Source organism: Streptomyces sp. NBC_01476 (genome assembly GCF_036227265.1).
GTDB lineage: Bacteria > Actinomycetota > Actinomycetes > Streptomycetales > Streptomycetaceae > Actinacidiphila.
In genome coordinates, this window is the sequence record NZ_CP109446.1 from 4,260,935 (window position 1) to 4,280,094 (window position 19,160).

Below are 19,160 nucleotides of genomic sequence, written 5' to 3' on the forward strand. Positions count from 1 at the left end.
GGGCGCGGCGCCCCGCGGACGGCGTCCGGTCCCCCCGTATCCCCGGTGCGCCGGGGGGACCGGACGTCCCACCGCGGGGCACCGATCGAACTGATCGACTGATTCGACCCGGCCAATTGCGCAGGCCCGGTGGGTCCCCCGGGGATCTAGACTTGGGTCGTGAGGTCAACCGCAGGGTCCTCGTGGGCCGTTCGCGTCGATCAGTGGCCGCAGCGGCTGGACATCGCGCTGTGGCTGCGCGAGTTCGGGCGGATCGCGGTGCCGCCGGGTGACACCGTCCCCGGCCCGCTGGACGTGCCGGTGCCGCTCTGGAGGAACGCCACCGGGCAGTCCGCGGGGCTCACGGCCGGCTGGCTCGGCTGGTGGAACGCGCTGCTGAGCTCGCAGGACCGTCCCACCCCGGGGGCCGCGGCGGCCGGACAGCTCGCCTTCGACCCGCCCGGCTTCGCCGGCCTCGACGAGTGGCCCGAGCTGCAGGACCTGGTCCTGGCGGGCTGGCGTGAGGCGAACGACTGGCACCAGTGGCGCAAGGAGACCGGCCTGGCGGCCGGGCACCGGCACAGCATGGTGGTCACCCGGGCGATCGGCGAACTGGAGAACCGGCTGGGGCGCCGGGCCCGGCCCTTCACCATCGCGCTGACGGTGCTCCCGGTCCGGGAGACGACCGTCCGCCAGGTGGCCCCGGACCACTTCCTGGTTCCCGAACGGGTCTATCTCGGCCCGGACTTCCCCGAACTGATGCAGTCCCTCGCGGCCCCACTGGCTTAAGGCGGGAGGGGACGACCGCGGGGGGCACCGGGGTACGACGGCCGGCGGGCGCCGCTCGGGGTGGCCGAGCCGCCGTGCGGTGCGACGGTGACGCCGACGCCTGCCGTGCTGGCGGGTGGCGACAAGAAATCGATAATCTGACCGACGGTGTGCCGGGAAGTCTGGTCGGCGCGGGGTACGGAACGGCGGCGGACAGCGGCGACCGGCGGCCCCGGTGACGTTCCGGGGTGCTCGATGCGCGACGTGGGTGTTGTTCTGCTGCTGGTGGTGCTGGGCACCGCCGTGGCCACTTTCGCCCGCAGGTGGCGGATACCCGCGCCTTCGCTGCTGGTCGTCGCCGGGCTGGCGGTGGCGCTGGTCCCTGGTGCGCCCGAGTTCCGGGTGCCGCCGCAGGCCATCGCCCTGGTCGTCCTGCCGCCGCTGCTCTACGCCGCCGCCGAGGAGATGCCGCTGCGGGACCTGCGGACCGTCTGGCGGCCGGTGACGGTCCTGGCCTTCGGTCTTGTCCTGGCCTCGGCGGCGGCGGTCGGGGCGCTGGCGGTGGCGGTCACCCCGCTCCCGGCCCCGATGGCTTTCGTGCTGGGCGCGGTGCTGGCCAGCACCGACCCGGTGGCGGTCACCGCGCTCGGCCGGCGCCTGGCGCTGCCCGGCCGGGTACAGGTGCTGGTGCAGGCGGAGAGCCTCTTCAACGACGCGACCTCGCTGGTCCTGTTCAAGGTCGCGGTGGCGGGGGCGGTCGCCGCGGGCTCGGTGAGCGGGCCGGCCGCGGTGGGCCGCTTCGTGGTGCTGGCCGGCGGCGGCACCGCGGTCGGCGCCGGGGTCGCCGGGCTGGTGGCCCTGCTCCGGCGCCGGACCGCCGACCCGGTGCTGGAGACGGTGATCGCGCTCGTCACCCCGTACGCGTCCTATGTCCTCGCGGAGAGCGCGCACACCTCGGGGGTGACCGCGGTGGTGGTGGCCGGGGTGGTGCTCGGCCGCTCCGGGCACCGGCTGTCCGACGCGCGGATACGGCTGCAGCTCTCGGCGGTGTACGCGGTGGTGGTCTTCCTGCTGGAGAGCGTGGTGTTCAGCATCGTGGGGCTCGAACTGCCCACGCTGGTACGGGCGTTGCCGGACGGCACCGGCGCCTGGCCGCTGCAGGCGCTCGCGGTGGCCGCCGCGCTGCTGGGCCTGCGGGTGCTGTGGATGCTGCCGCTGTCCGCGGTGGTACGGCCGCGGCGCGGCCGGCCGTCCTGGCGGATGGCGTCGGTCGTCACCTGGGCGGGCACCCGGGGGGTCATGCCGCTGGCCGCCGCGCTGTCCATCCCGCTCACCACGGACGACGGACGGCCGCTGCCGGGGCGCCCGCTGGTGCTGGTGCTGACCACCGCGGTGGTCGTGCTCACCCTCGTCGTCCAGGGCCTCAGTCTGGCCGGCGTCGTCAACCGGTCGGGGCTCGCCCTCGAACCCGAGCACACCGCCCGCGAGGAGGCAGCCGCCCGTGACGCGCTCGGCAAGGCCGCCCTGGCCAGGATCGACGAGCTCGCCGGTCTGGAGACACACCCGGCGGCGGCGCTGGGACGGGTCAGGCGGGCGCTGGTGGCGCGGATGGAGAGCGGCGACGGCGACCCGCTGGCCGACGCGTACACCGGGCTGCGGCGTGAGGTGATCCGGGTGGAGAACGCGGAGCTGCGCCGGCTCTACGAGGTGCACGAGATCAGTGACGCCACCCGGCGCCGGCTGCAGAACGACCTCGACCGGGAGGAGGCGGGGCTCGGCGAGGCCTGAGTCCCGGTGCTCCGGGTATGTCCGGGGTCGGCGGGCCGCGGACAGCCTTAAGAGACCCGTAACTTGACGGCACAGGTTTATCGGCCATACTGCCCGGCGTGGAGCAGCGCATAGGTTCGTCCAGCCCGCCGGTGCCACCCGCAGGGATCGATCCTGCGTTCATCCCCGGCCTCACGCCCCCGGCCCCGGCCGCGGGGTCGCCCGCCGCCGCCGAGAAGTCGGCGGACACAGCGGACAATTCGCCCGAGGAGGTCGCCGCGGCGGGAGCCGCGGAGTCCGCTTCCCCGGAGGTGGTCGCCGTCGAGGAGACGCCGGACGCCGGGGCCGTACCGGAAGCGGAGGACACGGAGGACACGGCCGCCGCGGACGACGCGGCCGAGGAGGAGCCGGAGGAGGACGGGCTGCCCGTCTTCGAGGCCATCGACCGCCGCGGCGCGATCATCGCGGACGCCTCGGGGGTCACCTTCCGGCTCGACGACCAGGAGGCGGAGTTCGGCTGGGACGAGATCGGCGCGGTCGAGATCGACACGCCGCGCTTCTCCCGCCGCTTCTCGGTGACCGTCTACACCTCCACCCGCCGCTGGTTCCAGGCCGATGTGGACGCGCCCTCGCGCGCGACGCTGAAGCAGTGGACCGCGGAACTCGACGCGGTCCTCGACGCCCGCTTCGAGGACGGGAGCGCGGAGGAGGAGCCGGAACAGGACACGGAGCAAGAGTCCGCGTCGCAGGAGGCGCCGGAGGTCACGGCCGGCGCCGGGGCCGAGGACACGGATTCTGCCGAGGACACCGGTTCTGAGGACACCGGTTCCGAAGACGCGCCCGGGGAGACGGCTGCCGCCGGGTCCGGCGCCGCCAAGGACGCCACGTCCGGGGCCGGCCCGAAGACCGGCACCAAGGGCGCCGCCAAGGCCCTCACCAAGGACGCCGCCAAGGATTCCACCGCCAAGGCCGACGCCGAGTCGAAGGCGTAAGGCCGGCCGACCCCGCGTCAGGGGGCAGGCGCACCCCGCGCCTGCCCCCTGACGCATGTCCGGCCGCCGCCCAGGCGCCCACCCCGGCCCGGCCCCAGGGTGAACGCCACCCCGACGGCGGGGGGAGGCGCACATCACGCGTTAAGAAAGCGCTAGGGAAGCGCTAAGGGTCGTCGAGCGGGTGCATACGCTGTACAGACGCCGGCCCGCGCCGTCTTGACGACGCTTCGGACCCGCCCCCGGCAGCCGTACGACAGGAGCCCCACCTTGGCCACCACCGCCCCGACCGGCGGCCTTCGCGCCTGGCTGCTGGAGGGCCTGTCGGACATGGGGAAGTACCCCCGGCCGCAGGAGAACAAGCCGGAGCGGTCCACGGAGCCCGCCGGGCAGGGGCAGCGCTGGTGGCGGGTGATGTGCCTCACCGGTGTCGACTACTTCTCCACCCTCGGGTACCAGCCGGGCATCGCCGCGCTGGCCGCCGGGCTGCTCTCGCCGATCGCCACCGTCGTGCTGGTGATCGTGACCCTGGCGGGCGCGCTGCCGGTCTACCGGCGGGTCGCGGAGGACAGCCCGCACGGCGAGGGCTCCATCGCGATGCTGGAGCGGCTGCTCTCCTTCTGGAAGGGCAAGCTCTTCGTCCTGGCCCTGCTCGGCTTCGCGGCGACCGACTTCCTCATCACGATCACCCTCTCGGCGGCCGACGCCAGCACCCACCTGGTGGAGAACCCGCACTTCAGCAACGCCCTGCACAGCCACCAGCTGCTGATCACACTGCTGCTGGTGGCGCTGCTCGGCGCGGTCTTCCTCAAGGGATTCCTGGAGGCGATCGGTGTCGCCGTGGTGCTGGTCGGCCTCTATCTCGCGCTGAACGTCGTGGTGGTCGGCGACGGCCTGTGGCATGTGATCACCGCCCCGCACCTGGTGACGGACTGGCGGCACGGCCTGACCGCCGAACGCGGCAACGTCTTCGTGATGATCGGCGTCTCGCTGCTGATCTTCCCGAAGCTCGCCCTCGGCATGTCCGGCTTCGAGACCGGTGTGGCCGTCATGCCGCACGTCAAGGGCGACCCCGGCGACTTTGAGGACCGCCCGGCCGGCCGGATCCGCGGCACCAAGAAGCTGCTGACCACCGCCGCCCTGATCATGAGCGTCTTCCTCATCGCGACCAGCTTCATCACCACCGTGCTCATCCCGAAGGCCGAGTTCGAGAACGGCGGCCAGGCCAACGGCCGCGCGCTGGCCTTCCTCGCGCACCAGTACCTCGGCTCCGGCTTCGGCACGGTCTACGACTTCTCGACCATCGCCATCCTCTGGTTCGCCGGCGCCTCGGCGATGGCCGGGCTGCTGAACCTGATGCCGCGCTATCTGCCGCGGTACGGCATGGCGCCGCACTGGGCCCGGGCGGTCCGGCCGATGGTGCTGGTCTTCACCCTCGTGGCCTTCCTGGTGACGTGGATCTTCGACGCGAACGTCGACAAGCAGGGCGGCGCGTACGCCACCGGTGTGCTGGTGCTGATGAGTTCGGCGGCCATCGCGGTGACCATCGCGGCCCGCACGGCCGGTCAGCGCAACTGGACGATCGGCTTCGGGATCATCGCGGTGGTGTTCCTCTACACCACCGTGGTCAACGTCGTGGAGCGCCCGGACGGTGTGAAGATCGGTGCCTGCTTCATCGGCGGCATCGTGCTGGTCTCGCTGCTGTCCCGCCTCGCCCGCTCCTTCGAACTGCGGGTCACCAGCGTCGAGATGGACGACATGGCGGCCCGTTTCGTCCGGGACATCGCCAGCCGCCGGATCCGCTTCATCGCCAACGAGCCAGGGCAGCGGGACGCCGCGGAGTACCGCGACAAGGTGCACCAGATCCGCGCCGACAACGACATCCCGCCCGAGGACGACCTGGTCTTCGTCGAGGTGACGGTGCTGGACGCCTCGGAGTTCGAGTCGGCGGTGGTGGTGCGCGGCCAGGTGATGCACGGCCGCTACCGGGTGCTGTCGCTGGAGAGCTCGACCGTGCCGAACGCGCTCGCCGCCTTCCTGCTGCATGTGCGGGACGAGACCGGCAGCAAGCCGCACATCTACTTCGAGTGGACCGAGGGCAGCCCGTTCGCCAACTTCCTGCGCTTCTTCCTCTTCGGCCAGGGCGAGGTGGCCCCGGTCACCCGCGAGGTGCTGCGGGAGGCCGAGCCGGACCGCAACCGCCGGCCCCGCGTCCACGTGGCCTGAGCCGGCCGTCAGCGTCCGCACCGGGGCCCGCCTCACCGCGCCTTCTCCTCGTGGCGGACGCCCGGGACCGGTTCCGGGGCACCCGCGGCGGGCAGCGACAGCACCATGGTCAGGCCGCCGCCGGGGGTGTCCTCGGGGGTGAGGCTGCCGTGCATCGCCTCGGTGAGGCCGCGGGACAGCGCCAGGCCGAGCCCGAGACCGGTGCTGTTGTCGGTGTCGCCCATCCGCTGGAACGGCTCGAAGGCGTGCTCCCGGTCCGCCTCGGACAGGCCGGGGCCGCGGTCGACGACCCGCAGCTCCACCCGGCCGGCGATGGCGCCGGCGGTGAGCACCACCGGTTCGCCGGGCGGTGCGTGCCGCACCGCGTTGCTGATCAGATTAGCGATCACCCGCTCCAGCAGCGGCGGATCGGCCAGGACGGCCGGCGCCTCCTCCAGGCCGTACGCGTCGACGCCGGGCGCGCCGGCCGGCAGCGACTCCAGGGCCGCGGGCAGCACCTCCTCCAGGGCGGTGGCCCGCAGATCCAGCGACAGCGCGCCCGCCTGCAGCCTGCTCATGTCCAGCAGGTTGTCCACCAGCCGGCTGAGGCGGCTGAGCGACTCCTCTGCGGTGGCCAGGAGTTCGTCGCGGTCCTCGGCGGAGAAGCGCACGTCCTGGCTGCGCAGCGAGCTGACCGCGGCCCAGCCGGCCGCCAGCGGTGTGCGCAGGTCGTGGCTGACCGCGGCCAGCAGCGCGGTACGCATCCGGTCGGCGGCCTTCACCGGCTCTATCTCGGCCGCCGCCTCGGCCAGCCGGGCCCGCTCCACGGCCGCCGACACATGCGCCGCGAAGGCGGCGAGCACCCGCTGGTCGGCGGCGGGCAGCGACCGCCCGCGCAGCACCAGGGTGGACCGCCCGGCCGGCACCTGGACGGCGGTGTCGTCGTCGACCGGCGCCGCGGTCAGCTCGGCGGACTCCATGCCGAAGGTCTCCCGGGCCCGCTCCAGCAGTGCCGGCAGGACGTCCCCGCCGCGCACGATGCTGCCGGCCAGCGAGGAGAGCGTCTCGGCCTCCGCGGTGGCCCTGGCCGCCCGGCGCGACAGCCGCAGCGAACGGTCCACGATGGCCGCGACCGTACCGGCGACCACCGCGAACACCCCGAGCGCCAGGATGTTGTTGGGCTCGGCGATGGTGAACTTGCCGATCGGCGGGATGAACCAGTAGTTGAGCACCAGTGAGGCGGTGACGGAGGCGACCACCGCCGACACCACCCCGCCGGTGCACGCCACCCCGACCACCGCCAGCAGGAAGAGCAGCGCCTCGCTGGTCAGATTGAGGCTGCCGCGGCTGCCGGCGAGGACCGCGGCCAGGCCGAAGGGCAGCACAAGACCGGCGACCGGCCCGGCGATCAGCCGGGAGGTGGACAGCGTCCGGCGGCGCGAGGGCAGCAGCCGGCCGCGGCCGGCCCGCTCGTGGGTGACGATGTGCACGTCGATCTCGTCGGAGCTGGTCACCGTGGTGTCGCCGATGCCCCGCCCGGTCAGCAGTTTCTCCAGCCGGCCGCGCCGGCTGGAGCCGAGCACCAGCTGGGTGGCGCCCGCGGCCCGGGCGAAGTCCAGCAGCGCGCCGGGCACGTTGTCGCCGACCACCGAGTGGTAGCTGCCGCCCAGGCTCTCCACCAGCTGCCGCTGCCGGGCCAGCGCCACCGGCGAGGAGCCGGTGGCCAGGCCGTCGCTGCGGGCCACATGCACCGCCATCAGGTCGCCGCCGGCCGACCGGTCGGCGATCCTGGCCGCCCGCCGGATCAGCGTCTGCCCTTCCGGGCCGCCGGTCAGCGCCACCACGATCCGCTCGCGGGTCTCCCAGACACGCCCTATGCCGTGGTCGCTGCGATACTTCCGCAGCGCCTCGTCCACCCGGCCGGCCACCCACAGCAGCGCCAGTTCGCGCAGCGCGGTGAGGTTGCCGATGCGGAAGTAGTTGGCGAGCGCCGCGTCGATCTTCTCCGGCGCGTACACGTTGCCGTGCGCGAGGCGGCGGCGCAGCGCTTCCGCGGGCATGTCCACCAGCTCGATCTGGAACGCCCGGCGGACCGCCTCGTCCGGCACGGTCTCGCGCTGCGGCACCTCGGTGATCTTCTCGACCACGTCGTTGACCGACTCCAGGTGCTGGATGTTGACCGTGGTGACCACGTCGATGCCCGCCGCCAGCAGCGTCTCCACGTCCTGCCAGCGTTTGGGGTGGCGGCTGCCCGGCGGGTTGGTGTGCGGGAGTTCGTCGACCAGCGCGACCTCGGGGCGCCGGGCCAGCACCGCGTCCAGGTCCATCTCGGAGAGCACGGTGCCGCGGTACTCCCGCTCGACCCGGGGTACGACCTCAAGGCCGGTCAGCTTCTCCAGCGTGTACGGCCGGTTGTGGCACTCCACGAACGCGACCACCACGTCGGTGCCGCGCTCGGCCCGGCGCCGCCCCTCGTCCAGCATCCGGTACGTCTTGCCGACGCCGGGCGCGGCCCCGAGGAAGACCTTCAGCCGGCCGGGCCGGGGTTCGGACATGGGCGTGCCTCCGGGATCGAGCGGGGGACCGGCGGGGACCGGTGGCTTCTCCAGGCAATCCGGCGGACGCCGCCGCGGCCAGCGCGTTAACGCCTTCCTTGCACCTGACGGGGCCACGTTGACGCTCCGTTGACGGGCCGGGCGGGGCGGGCGGTGTCAGGCGGTGCGGGCGGGGCGGTTTCAGGCGGTGCCGGGCGGTGTCAGGGGGGCGTCAGGGAACGCGCCCCGGCGTCAAGCGCACGTCAGCGGGGCCCCGGGGTGGTGCCGGGCCGGGCATAGCGTTCCCGACAGCGCCGCGGGCGGTTCGCACCGCGGCGGAGGACCGCGGAGCGCGGACCGCCGGAGGCGGACCCCGCACCGCTTCCGCCGGATCCCACACCGGATCGTTCGATCGTCAGGAGAGCGCCATGTCACCGAGCCGGACCGCGGAGGACGCCGGAGCCCCACGGGGGCACCGCCCGGACGAAGTCCCAGGGACGGGCCCGGCCGGACACTCCTTGTTCGTCCCCGCCGGGTCGGGGCCGCTGGGCCGCGCCGTCCGCTTCTTCCGCACCGCACTCGGCAGCCGTACCGCCGTCGCCTTCACCACCGAGGAGCGGCTGGTCCGCACGCTCGGCCCGGCGCAGGAGTGGATCCGGCTCTCCGAGCCGGCCCTGCGGGCGCTGGCCGCGCCGCTCGGCATCAGCTCGCTGCGGATCGACCCGCGGCTGTCCGCGCCCGCCGCCGGCGCTCCCGCGCCGCATGAGCCCGCGGACCGGCCGTCCCACCCTCTGCTGACCCCCCAGGAGGTCACCATGTCCCTGTCCCTGGGCTCACTCGGCCCCTCGGGTCCGGCGCTTCCCCCGGCGCCCGGCGAGGACCTGTCGGTCTGGCCCGCCTCCACCGCCCACGTGCCCGGGGGTGACCTCGCGGTCGGCGGGGTGCCGCTGGCCGAGGCCGCCGACCGCTTCGGCACCCCGCTGTACATCCTCGACGAGGACGAGGTGCGGTCCCGCTGCCGTACGTACAAGGCGGCCTTCCCGGACGCCGACGTGGTCTACGCGGCCAAGGCGTACCTCTGCCGGGCGGTGGCCCGCTGGGTCCGCGAGGAGGGGCTCGGCCTGGACGTGGTCTCCGCCGGTGAGCTCGAACTCGCCGTCACCACCGGCTTCCCGCCGGACCGGATCGTGCTGCACGGCAACGCCAAGAGCCCGCAGGACCTGCGCACCGCGGTCCGGCTCGGCGTGGGCCGGATCGTCATCGACAGCGGTACGGAGATCGCCCGGCTGGCGGCGCTGGTCCCGCCGGGCGACCGGCAGAAGGTCATGCTGCGGGTGGTGCCCGGCGTGTCGGCCGGCGGCCACGCGGCGGTCCGCACCGGCACCGACGACCAGAAGTTCGGGCTCTCGCTCACCGACGGCTCCGCCCAGCACGCGGTGGACCGGGTGCTGGGACAGCCCGGGCTCGCGCTCACCGGTCTGCACTGCCACATCGGCTCCCAGGTCACCACCGTAAAGCCGTACGTCGCCGCGCTCCGGCGGCTGATCGGCCTGATGGCGCGGATCCGGGACCAGCACGGGGTGGTGCTGCCCGAACTCGACCTCGGCGGCGGCCACGCGGTGGCCTACCGGCCCGGCGAACCCGCGCTCGACATCACGGCCCTGGCCACCCGGATCCGCGCCGAACTCGCCGAGGGGTGCGCCCGCGCGGACCTCCCCGTGCCCCGGCTGATCCTGGAGCCGGGCCGTGCGGTCATCGGTCCGGCCGGCGTCGCCGTCTACCGCGTGCTCACCGTCAAACGCACCGCGGGCCGTACTCTCGTCGCCGTCGACGGCGGCATGTCCGACAACCCCCGCCCGGCCCTCTACGGCGTCCGCTACCTGCCCCGCCTCGTCGGCCGCGAACACTCCGCCGCCCGCGCCCTGGTGGACGTCGTCGGCCGCTACTGCGAGGCCGGCGACGTGCTGGCCGCCGACGTCTCCCTCCCCGACGACGTACGCCCCGGCGACCTCCTCGCCGTTCCCGTCGCCGGCGCGTACCACCTCTCCATGGCCTCCACCTACAACCTGGTCGGCCGGCCCCCGGTCATAGCCGTCAGCGCTGCCACCGCCCGCCTTCTCGTCCGCCGCGAGTCGCTGGCGGACATGACCGCGCGGGACGTCGGCGCGTGACTCCTCGTGCCCGTCCCGGCGCCCTCGGCGTGCCGGCGCGGAAGGCCGGCGGCGAGGAGCCCCGCGACCCGGGAGGCCGCCGGGCTCTAGGCTCCTGGCCATGGCCGACCCCCGTATCCTCACCGTCCGCCCCGAACCCGGCTCGTACGCCTGGACGTTCGGCGGTGCCGCGCCCATCGCGCGGATCGCGCCCGGCACCGTGCTCGACCTCTTCACCGAGGACTGCTTCGCCGGCCGCGTGCGGTCGGCGGCCGATCTGGTCTCCGAGGTCTGCGAGTTCCCGTTCCTCAACCCGCAGACCGGCCCCTTCTACGTCGAAGGCGCCGAGACCGGTGACACGATCGCCGTGCACTTCGTCTCCGTCGAGCCCGCCCGCGACTGGGCCGCCTCCACCACCGTCCCGCTCTTCGGCGCCCTCACCTCCACCCACACCACCGCCACCCTGCAGCCGCCGCTGCCGGAGGTCGTCTGGATGTGGGAGCTGGACCGGGAGCGGCGGACCTGTGCCTTCACCACCCGCGAGGGCGACCTGCGGCTGGAGCTGCCGATGGACCCGATGCACGGCACCGTCGGCGTCGCCCCCGCCAGCCTGGAGGTACGCTCCGCGCTCGTGCCCGACGCGCACGGCGGCAACATGGACACCCCCGAGATGCGGGCCGGCACCACCTGCTACCTCGGTGTCAACGTCGAAGGCGCCCTGCTCAGCCTCGGCGACGGCCACGCCCGGCAGGGTGAGGGCGAGACCTGCGGGGTGGCGGTCGAGTGCGCGATGAACACCGTGGTGATCGTGGAGCTGCTCAAGGGCGTCTCCACGCCCTGGCCGCGGATCGAGTCCGACACCCACATCATGTCCACCGGTTCGGCCCGCCCGCTGGAGGACGCCTTCCGGATCGCCCAGCTCGACATGGTCCGCTGGCTGGAGCGCGACTACGGCTTCGCGGAGCTGGACGCGTACCAGTTCCTCACCCAGGCCGGCGAGTCCCCGCTGGCCAACGTCTGCGACACCAACTACACCGCCGTGTCCAAGCTCCGCAAGGAGTGGCTGCCGCCCGGCACCCCGCACCGCGACCTGCACCGCGAACTGCGGCAGACAGCGGCACTGCTCGGCCGGTAGGCCCGGGCACGTAGCTTCGGCGGTCGGCCCCGATCTTCGAGGCTTGCCCCGTGGCGGCTGCAGGGTGTTGCGCAACCCGCGAACGTGGTCCGGGTGCCCCGCGCCGGTTGGGGGCTACAGCAGCAACAGGTGGCCGTAGTCGTTGAGCAGCTCGCGGACCTCGGAAACCTCGTCGTGTTCTCCTAGGCGTTCGAGGACGACGCGAGTCCGCTCGGCCGTGCGGTCACTGGTGAGGTCACCGGACAACTCGATAATCCGCCGGGTCTCTTGGGCCGCCTGTTCTGGCTCGTTCGCGTCTGCCAGCGCCTCCGCCAGCCAGGATCGGTACAGGGCGACTTCGCGTACATGGGTGGCGTCGTACCGGGCGAGTACATCCGACAGCAGAGGGACAGCCCTCAGCGGTCTGCGCAGTTCTGTGAACGCTCGGGCATCCATCACGTCCAGCTCTTCTGAGGTCACCCAGTACGCCCATGTCGGTGCAGCGGCTCCGTTGTCATCTTCCAGGGCCTCATGTGCTTGTCCAAGCGCCCTGATTGCGGGTTGTGCTTCGCCTGCCTTTGCATGAGCCCACGCAACGCGGTCGAGGAAAAGTGCGCGGGGTTTCGCCGACGCATCCGGTCCGGCTTCTTCGACGGCCGCGTGTGCCAGGTCGATGCCTTCACGCTGGCGACCGGTGTTCGTGTGCTGGTAGGCGAGCGAGCCGGCCAGATTCGCCGCCAACGTGCGGTCACCGGCCTTTCGCGCTGCCGAGATACCCAAACCGTATGCGCGCTCAGCATCAGCGTGGCGTCCCGCGTCGGAGGCGATCCATCCGGAGATCTGGGCGAGTTCGGCGATTTGGATCAGCAGACTCCGCTCAGTGTCCTCGCTGAACGTGCTCTCTTGGTAGAGACGGACAACTGCGTGCAGCTCGCGGAAAGCGGGTGCGATCAGGTCACCGCCCGACAGGACGTCATCCGCCAGCCGCAGGGCGTGCGCGCGGGCACTGAGACTGCTGATGTCCTCGGTCCCCAGGCGGCGCCCCCGAAGGGCCCCCCGGGGGGCCAGGAGTTCGCTCTCCGGCAGTAGCTCGGCGAGGGTCGCGTTGGGGCCGGGCAAGACGCCGTCTGCCTCGTTCCGCGCGTACGCGGCGGCACGTTCCAACTCGTGCAGCGGGGCGCCAAGGGCTGCGGCCAGGAAGGGGAGCCACAGATCTGGGATGCGTTCGCCGCGTTCCCAGCGTGAGACCTCGTTCCGTGTGATGGAAGTGATTCCCGCACTGTCGCAGAGCGTAAGAGCCAACTGCCGCTGCGACTTCTTGGTTCGGCGCCGGAGCTGCGCCAGGTAGGCGCCGAACCGTTGTCGCCGTTCACTTTCGCTCATCTCTGGCCCCCTCCCCTCCAAGTGTGGCCTCTCCCTGGCCCCCTGTCTGGTTCCTCACCTGAACGAGTCCGGCGGATTCGATGGGAATGACAGAACCCCGCGGCCGGCTCCGATGGCCTGGGGATGGCCCACATGGCGAAAGCAGGCGGACATGCACAGGTTTACCCAGCGAGGGTTCGGGGGGTTGAGAGCGACCGTGGGGCTCTCGTCTTCGGCCACTTCCCCGCGGCGGCTGCTCTTCGGAGGGAGGCGCTGTGAGTTTGAAGCTGCTTACTCCGGTCTGCGTGCCCGATGAGTCGATCGACCCGGCGGGCTCGGTCGTGGTGAAGAGGTGGCCCCGCAGCCCCGTGTGTGCAGGGCAGGCACGCCGTGATTTGTGGGGCCATCTGGAGCGCTGGGGCTTAGCGCACTTGGCGGACCGTGCGGGGGTCGTGGTTTCGGAACTTCTCACCAACGCGGTGCAGCACGCGAACGCCCCTCGGGATCGTCTCGTGGAGACGCGATACGAGCGGGTGCCTGCAGGGGTGCGGATCGAGGTGCATGACGCCGACGAGATCCGACCGGTGGTCGGGGAACCTTCGGAGACTGGCGAGTCGGGGCGGGGTCTCTGCCTGGTCGACGCATTGACCAACGGACGGTGGGGAAGCAGCGGGCGATCCGGCGTCGGGAAACTGGTCTGGGCCGTCGTTACGGACGAGGGTGACGGTAAGCAGCCTGAGGGCGGCACATGAGGGGGCGGTCACATTGAAGATGACGGTCATCTGGGCTCAGGTCCGCCTGGGAGTGAGGTGAAGTTCTGGGCCAGGGCGGCTCGGTACACCGGTCTGCTGTACGTGGTGCTGCTGGCCCTGGGTTTCGGTCTGCTGGCGTTCCTGCTGACGCAACTCTGAGAGAAAACATCATGGCGACACCTACGAGCGATCAACGAAGCTGGACGATCAGCACGAGTAGCGGTGTTGAGGCATCCGGCTACCTCCCCGAGTGGGCTGAGAAGGACCCGACCGACACGGGGGTACCCCTGGAGCGGTTCTCGATCGCGCTTGCCGACATCACCCATCGCGCTCCGTTCGAGGGTTCAGCATCCTTCGCCTGGACCCGGATGGCCTCGCCGAAGTCGCAGCCAGGCTAAGGGCTCAGGCTGACTATTTGGCACACCAGGTACTTTCTGCGCTGATCGAGGCTCGCGCCGACTGGCAGAAGAACCGCTCCAGCTTCGTCGGTTGACAGGCCCGGGCAGTCGTTCCGGCCGTGTTTCTCCCGGGGCGAGCCGTGAGGATCGGCGACTCGATGGCGACAGCGACATGGCCGGAGCGCTCGACGCACGCTGCTTCGGACAGCAACGCAACAGGCTTGTACCGGAGTGCGGGTCATGGCTGGAAGGATGCCGGATGCGAGTGCCACTAGGCGCCCCGAACACGGAGGAGCACGAGACATGACTACAGGTTTGGTAACGCAAGCGCTGATTCTTGCGGGTGGCCAGGCAACACGCATGCGGCCCTACACGGACGATGCACCGAAAGCGATGGTGCCGGTAGCCGGGGCTCCGATCATCGGTTACCAGCTCAGTTGGTTGGCAGGACACGGGATTAAGTCCGTCACGATCAGCGGCGGGTATAAGCACGAGATGATCAATAACTACGCGGGCGATGGTTCACGGTTCGGTCTGGATATCCACTACGCCATCGAGGAAGAACCTCTTGGCCGGGGCGGAGGGCTTAAATTCGGAGCCGGACGGCTGGCTGAACCCGAAGCCCCCTTTTACGTGCTGAACGGAGACGTAATCACCAATTTCTCCCTCACCGATCTTTCCGAGTACCACGACAATAACGGTGGGGCGGTCACGGTCGCATTGTCTCCGTACCGCTCGAACTGGGGTGTCGCCGAACTGGGTGAAGAAAACCGCATCAAAGGATTCGTCCAGTCGCCGAGCCTGCCCTACTGGATCAATGCCGGAATCTACGTATTCGGTCCGGAGGTTGTACCGATGCTGCCGGACAAGGGAGATCACGAAGAAAGTACCTTTCCGCAGCTGGCCAAGGAGGGGCGCCTGGTCGGCTACCGAATTTCCGGGTATTGGAAGGGGATCGACACGGTCAAAGACGTGATTTCGGCATCCAAGGAAGTCCGGTTGTCGGGGCGGCTGCTCCCCTCGGAATTCCAGACGACAGACCCCAATATCTGATCGAGGGGCCGGCGTTGGCCCACTGAGTCGAAGGGAAGCGGTACAGTGATCAATGCGAATGAGGTAGTAGGAGACCGCCGTCACATACTGTTCGTTACGTTCGACTCATTGCGCTACGACGTAGCACGGTCAACGCTTCACGCCGGAATGACTCCGAATCTGGAGAATATTTTACCTGATGGGCTGTGGGAGGAACGGCGGACGCAGGGATCATTCACGTATCCTGCTCACACGGCGTTTTTCTCCGGCTTCCTTCCCGTCCCCTCTGGACCGGAGCGTCCCAAAAGACTGTTTGCATGTCATGCGATGCGCGGGACGACCATTGGCGACCGGACGTATGTATTCGATGCCTCGGACATCGTTACCGGATTTTCCGGGATCGGTTACCGTACTGTTTGCATTGGTGGGGTGGGATTCTTCTCAAGCCAGACGAAATTAGGGCGCGTGCTGCCCGGTTTGTTTCAGGAAAGCTACTGGAATCCGGATACCGGAACAGACTGTCCCGAATCTACACGCAATCAGGTGGACATATCCTTGAAAGTGCTGGAGAGCCAACGGAGTGAGAAACCTCTCTTTCTGTTTCTCAACATCTCAGCCACGCACACACCCCACCATGTTTATCTGCCGGGTTCTTCGGTGGACTCCTGGGAAAGTCAGTGTGCGGCGCTGTCCTATGCGGATGGGCAGTTAGGGCGATTGTTCGAGGCTATGCCGAGTCTCGGCTCGTGGCTCGTGCTCATGTGCGCTGATCATGGTGAGGCATTCGGAGAAGATGGGCACAGCGGGCACGGTATTGCCCACCCCGCCGTGTGGAGCGTTCCGTACGCGGAGTCCCTGGTGCCCTGCTGACCGTCTGACCTCGTCAACGGCATCGGCCGTCCGCCCATCCCCAGGCGGACGGCCGGTAGGACCGGGCACGTGGGCCGGGGGGAGCGGGCACGTAGCATCGGGGCCATGGAGCAGCGAGTTCTGGGCAGGACGGGCCGTACGGTCTCCGTCGTCGGACTGGGTACGTGGCAGCTGGGCGCCGACTGGGGCGATGTCCGCGAGGAGGACGCGCTCGCGGTGCTGGACGCCGCCGTCGAGGAGGGCGTGACCTTCTTCGACACCGCGGATGTGTACGGCGACGGGCGCAGCGAGCAGCTGATCGGCCGCTACCTTCGGGAGCGGCCGGACGCGCGGGTCTTCGTCGCCACCAAGACGGGCCGCCGCCAGGACCAGCTCCCGGAGAACTACAACCTCGCCAACTTCCGTGCCTGGAACGACCGTTCGCGGGCGAACCTGGGCGTGGACACCCTTGACCTGGTGCAGCTGCACTGCCCGCCGACGCCCGTCTACTCCTCGGACGAGGTCTTCGACGCGCTGGACACCCTGGTCGCCGAGAAGCGGATCGCCCACTACGCGGTGAGCGTGGAGACCTGCGCCGAGGCGCTGACCGCGATCGCCCGGCCGGGCGTGGCGAGCGTGCAGATCATCCTCAACCCGTTCCGGCTGAAGCCGCTGGAGGAGGTGCTGCCCGCCGCCGCGGCGGCCGGGGTCGGCATCGTCGCCCGGGTGCCGCTCGCCTCGGGCCTGCTCACCGGCAAGTACACCCGCGAGACGGTCTTCGCCGCCGACGACCACCGCACCTACAACCGGCACGGCGAGGCGTTCGACCAGGGCGAGACCTTCTCCGGCGTCGACTACGAGACCGGTCTCGACGCGGCGGCGGAGTTCGCCGGACTCGCGCCGCAGGGTGCCACGCCCGCGCAGACCGCGCTGCGCTGGATCATCCAGCAGCCCGGCGTGACCTCCGTCATTCCGGGCGCCCGCTCGGTGGCACAGGCCCGGGCGAACGCCGAAGCCGCCGCGCTCGCCCCGCTGAGCGAGAAGACACTGGACGCGGTACGGGACCTGTACGACCGTCGGATCAGGCCCCAGGTGCACGCCCGCTGGTGACCGGGCCCCGGCCCGGCGGGGGGCTGCGCCGCTGGTGGCCCGGGTCCCGCCGGGCGCCCGCCGCCCCCCGCCGATGGTCCGGCCGATGGCCCGGCCGATGGCCCGGATTCCGCCCGGTGGGGGCTGCTGTTCCGGGCCGCACGCGCAGGCTCTACGGTCGTGCGCGTGACGACCTTCACCGATGACCACGCCGAGTTCCCCGGCGCCACTGGCCCGTACGCCACCACCGAAGCCGACGCGCATGCCGTCGGCCGGGTCCGTACCGAGTACGCCCCGGCTCACGACGGCGACCCCGACCCGGGCGAAATCGTCTGGACCTGGGTGCCGTTCGAGGAGAACGACGGCCGCGGCAAGGACCGCCCCGTGCTGGTGGTGGCCCGGGAGACCGGCGGCACCCTGCTCGCGGTCCAGCTCTCCAGCAAGCGCCACGACCACGATCGCGAGTGGGTGCCGATAGGCGCCGGCCCGTGGGACCGCGCCGGCCGCGACTCCTGGGTGGCGGTGGACCGCATCATGCGCTTGTACGAACAGGGCATGCGGCGCGAGGCCTGCGCGCTGGACCGCGGCCGCTTCAACCTGGTGGTGAACCGGCTCAAGGAGCTCTACGGCTGGCACTGAGCGGCCCCACCCCGAAGGGGGCTGCCCGGGGAGCAGGGCGGGACGCGCTCACGGACCGGCACGGCCCAGGGGCTCAGCCCTTGGGCCAGTCGCCGGTGAGGCGCCGGACACCGCTCGCACCGGCCCGGTTGACGACGCCCTTGACCACGGCGAAGATCGCGCCGTGCAGGGCGGCGGCGGCCAGCGCCTCGCCCCACCCGCGGTCCTCGTCCAGCATGTCGGGGGCGTCGTCGTCGTGCGCGACCAGCTTCCAGACCTGGGAGAAGACCGCGCCGGCCAGCATGCCGCCGGCAATACCGACCAGCAGGCCGACCGGCTTGTAAGCGACGGTGACGGCTTTCATCAGTGGTCGCTCCGGTGCTTGAGCCAGAGGATCGCGCCGGCGGCTGCCGCCGCGGTGAACCCGGCGGCCAGCGGCAGGTAGGTGCCCCGCCACTGGTCGTCGGAGACCCGGCTCAGCTTGGCCCCGGCCTTGGCGCCCGCGTCGTGCGCGGAGCCGGCCAGATGCGAGCCGGAGGAACGTACCGCCTCGGAGGCGCCGGCCACCTTGCCCGTCGCCTCGTCCCTGGCGGCCCCGGCCGAGCCGGCTGCCTTCTCCTTGGCGGCGGTGACCTTGTCCGCCGCCTTCTCCTTCGCCCCGGTGATCCGGCCGGCGGCCTCATGGCCGGCGGCGGTCACCTTCGCCTCGGCGCGCTGGGCGGTGGCGCGGACCCGGTCCGCGGTCTGGTGGGCCTTGGCCTTGGCCCGGGCGGGGACGTCGGCCTTGGCGGCCAGTTCCTCGACCGTCTCGCCGAGCTGCTCGCGGGTCTTGTCGATCTGCGCTTCCAGTTCGGCCAGCGCCGGGTCGGTGTGGCGCCCGGCGGAGTCCGGCTTCCCGGGGGAGTCCTGCGTCATCGTTTCGCCCTTTCCTTCAGCGATTCCACGTCCTGCTTCACGCTGTCGACCGCCTCACCGGGAATCGGCGGTACGGCTTGCTTGACCTCGTGCTTTCCGAGCAGTGCCAGAATTCCGGCGAGCAGCAGCAGACCGCCGGCGACGATCAGGGAAGCGGCCCACACCGCGAGCGGGATCGCCGCGATCACCGTGACGACCAGGGCCGCGATGCCGAAGAAGGCGACCAGCGCGGCGGCGCCGAACAGGCCGCCGCCGATGCCGGCCCGCTTGCCCTTCTGGGTCAGCTCGGCCTGGGCCAGTTTCAGTTCCTGCCGCACCAGCTGGGAGAGCTGCTCGGTGCCCTGTTTCACCAGAGTGCCGACCGATCGGTCGGCCCCGTCCACGTACGTCACGGCCGTCACCTCCGTCGTTTTCGCCGGGTGAGGGGGCGGGGACGCCCGGTGGACGCACCCGCTCTCGGGTATCGGCTTTCCACAGGGGGCGAACAGAAACGGAAACCACCCGGATGTCCGTCGCGGGCGCCGTGGGTCACGCTGCCGGGCGGGCCGGGACCCCGGCCGGGACCCCGGCGATGCCTGCGGCGGTGACCCCGCTCGCACCCGGCGGGCCACCGCGACGCCCCGGGCCGCGCGTGCGGGA

At 71.4% G+C, this 19,160-nt stretch carries 16 protein-coding genes and 1 pseudogene; 12 read left to right on the forward strand and 5 right to left on the reverse strand.

From position 1 onward, the window contains the following. The first annotated feature begins 159 nt into the window (after window positions 1–159). The 4 genes from OG552_RS18650 (at window position 160) to OG552_RS18665 (ending at window position 5,729) form a co-directional block, all read left to right on the forward strand. Window positions 160–768 carry a hypothetical protein gene (locus tag OG552_RS18650; RefSeq protein WP_329134329.1) on the forward strand — a complete coding sequence of 203 codons (609 nt, stop codon included), beginning with the start codon at window positions 160–162 and terminating at the stop codon, window positions 766–768. Window positions 769–1,002: 234 nt separating this feature from the next. Beyond that, the gene (locus tag OG552_RS18655) at window positions 1,003–2,535 is read left to right on the forward strand and encodes a Na+/H+ antiporter (protein ID WP_329134331.1); all 1,533 of its coding nucleotides are present in this window, start codon (window positions 1,003–1,005) and stop codon (window positions 2,533–2,535) included. A gap of 98 nt (window positions 2,536–2,633) precedes the next feature. Continuing rightward, a complete protein-coding gene (locus OG552_RS18660) occupies window positions 2,634–3,506 on the forward strand; it encodes a hypothetical protein (protein WP_329134333.1) in 873 nt (290 codons plus the stop codon). 267 nt (window positions 3,507–3,773) lie between these two features. Beyond that, window positions 3,774–5,729: an amino acid transporter gene (locus OG552_RS18665; protein ID WP_329134335.1), complete on the forward strand. Its 1,956-nt coding sequence runs from the start codon at window positions 3,774–3,776 to the stop codon at window positions 5,727–5,729. A gap of 32 nt (window positions 5,730–5,761) precedes the next feature. Here OG552_RS18665 and OG552_RS18670 read toward each other — a convergent pair whose 3' ends face one another. Then, entirely contained in the window at window positions 5,762–8,263 is a 2,502-nt protein-coding gene (locus OG552_RS18670) for a sensor histidine kinase (RefSeq protein ID WP_329134337.1), read from the reverse strand. A 407-nt stretch (window positions 8,264–8,670) separates the two neighbouring features. On the opposite strand from OG552_RS18670, the pseudogene OG552_RS36435 reads away from it, so the two are divergent. The 3 genes and pseudogenes from OG552_RS36435 to OG552_RS18680 form a co-directional block, all read left to right on the forward strand. Further along, window positions 8,671–8,961 (forward strand): annotated as a pseudogene (locus tag OG552_RS36435) (SAV_915 family protein); the annotation flags it as partial. A 96-nt stretch (window positions 8,962–9,057) separates the two neighbouring features. After that, on the forward strand, window positions 9,058–10,413 hold the full coding sequence (gene lysA / locus OG552_RS18675) for a diaminopimelate decarboxylase (protein WP_443071176.1): 1,356 nt from the start codon (window positions 9,058–9,060) through the stop codon (window positions 10,411–10,413). A gap of 100 nt (window positions 10,414–10,513) precedes the next feature. Beyond that, window positions 10,514–11,527 carry an acetamidase/formamidase family protein gene (locus OG552_RS18680; RefSeq protein WP_329134341.1) on the forward strand — a complete coding sequence of 338 codons (1,014 nt, stop codon included), beginning with the start codon at window positions 10,514–10,516 and terminating at the stop codon, window positions 11,525–11,527. A gap of 114 nt (window positions 11,528–11,641) precedes the next feature. Here the strand turns inward: OG552_RS18680 and OG552_RS18685 are convergent, their stop codons facing one another. Next, on the reverse strand, window positions 11,642–12,889 hold the full coding sequence (locus OG552_RS18685) for a helix-turn-helix domain-containing protein (RefSeq protein WP_329134343.1): 1,248 nt from the start codon (window positions 12,887–12,889) through the stop codon (window positions 11,642–11,644). Window positions 12,890–13,236: 347 nt separating this feature from the next. On the opposite strand from OG552_RS18685, the gene OG552_RS18690 reads away from it, so the two are divergent. The 5 genes from OG552_RS18690 to OG552_RS18710 all read left to right on the forward strand — a co-directional run bounded on the left by OG552_RS18690 (window position 13,237) and on the right by OG552_RS18710 (window position 17,627). Next, entirely contained in the window at window positions 13,237–13,620 is a 384-nt protein-coding gene (locus OG552_RS18690; RefSeq protein WP_329140941.1) for an ATP-binding protein, read from the forward strand. Between the two features lie 701 nt (window positions 13,621–14,321). After that, window positions 14,322–15,071, forward strand: a complete 750-nt coding sequence (locus tag OG552_RS18695) for a nucleotidyltransferase family protein (RefSeq protein WP_329134344.1) — start codon at window positions 14,322–14,324, stop codon at window positions 15,069–15,071. 45 nt (window positions 15,072–15,116) lie between these two features. Further along, window positions 15,117–15,920, forward strand: a complete 804-nt coding sequence (locus OG552_RS18700; protein WP_329134345.1) for an STM4013/SEN3800 family hydrolase — start codon at window positions 15,117–15,119, stop codon at window positions 15,918–15,920. Window positions 15,921–16,025: 105 nt separating this feature from the next. Next, a complete protein-coding gene (locus OG552_RS18705; protein ID WP_329134346.1) occupies window positions 16,026–17,009 on the forward strand; it encodes an aldo/keto reductase in 984 nt (327 codons plus the stop codon). A 165-nt stretch (window positions 17,010–17,174) separates the two neighbouring features. Next, window positions 17,175–17,627, forward strand: a complete 453-nt coding sequence (locus OG552_RS18710; RefSeq protein WP_329134349.1) for a type II toxin-antitoxin system PemK/MazF family toxin — start codon at window positions 17,175–17,177, stop codon at window positions 17,625–17,627. A gap of 73 nt (window positions 17,628–17,700) precedes the next feature. Here OG552_RS18710 and OG552_RS18715 read toward each other — a convergent pair whose 3' ends face one another. Genes OG552_RS18715 through OG552_RS18725 form a run of 3 tightly spaced genes read right to left on the reverse strand, consistent with a single transcriptional unit; the run spans window position 17,701 to window position 18,913 of the window. Continuing rightward, window positions 17,701–17,970: a DUF4235 domain-containing protein gene (locus OG552_RS18715; protein WP_329134351.1), complete on the reverse strand. Its 270-nt coding sequence runs from the start codon at window positions 17,968–17,970 to the stop codon at window positions 17,701–17,703. Next, the gene (locus tag OG552_RS18720; RefSeq protein WP_329134353.1) at window positions 17,970–18,521 is read right to left on the reverse strand and encodes a DUF3618 domain-containing protein; all 552 of its coding nucleotides are present in this window, start codon (window positions 18,519–18,521) and stop codon (window positions 17,970–17,972) included. Before OG552_RS18720 ends, OG552_RS18715 begins: the two co-directional genes overlap by 1 nt. Next, window positions 18,518–18,913, reverse strand: coding sequence for a phage holin family protein (locus tag OG552_RS18725; RefSeq protein ID WP_329134354.1), 396 nt, complete (start codon window positions 18,911–18,913; stop codon window positions 18,518–18,520). Before OG552_RS18725 ends, OG552_RS18720 begins: the two co-directional genes overlap by 4 nt. Window positions 18,914–19,160: the final 247 nt, after the last annotated feature.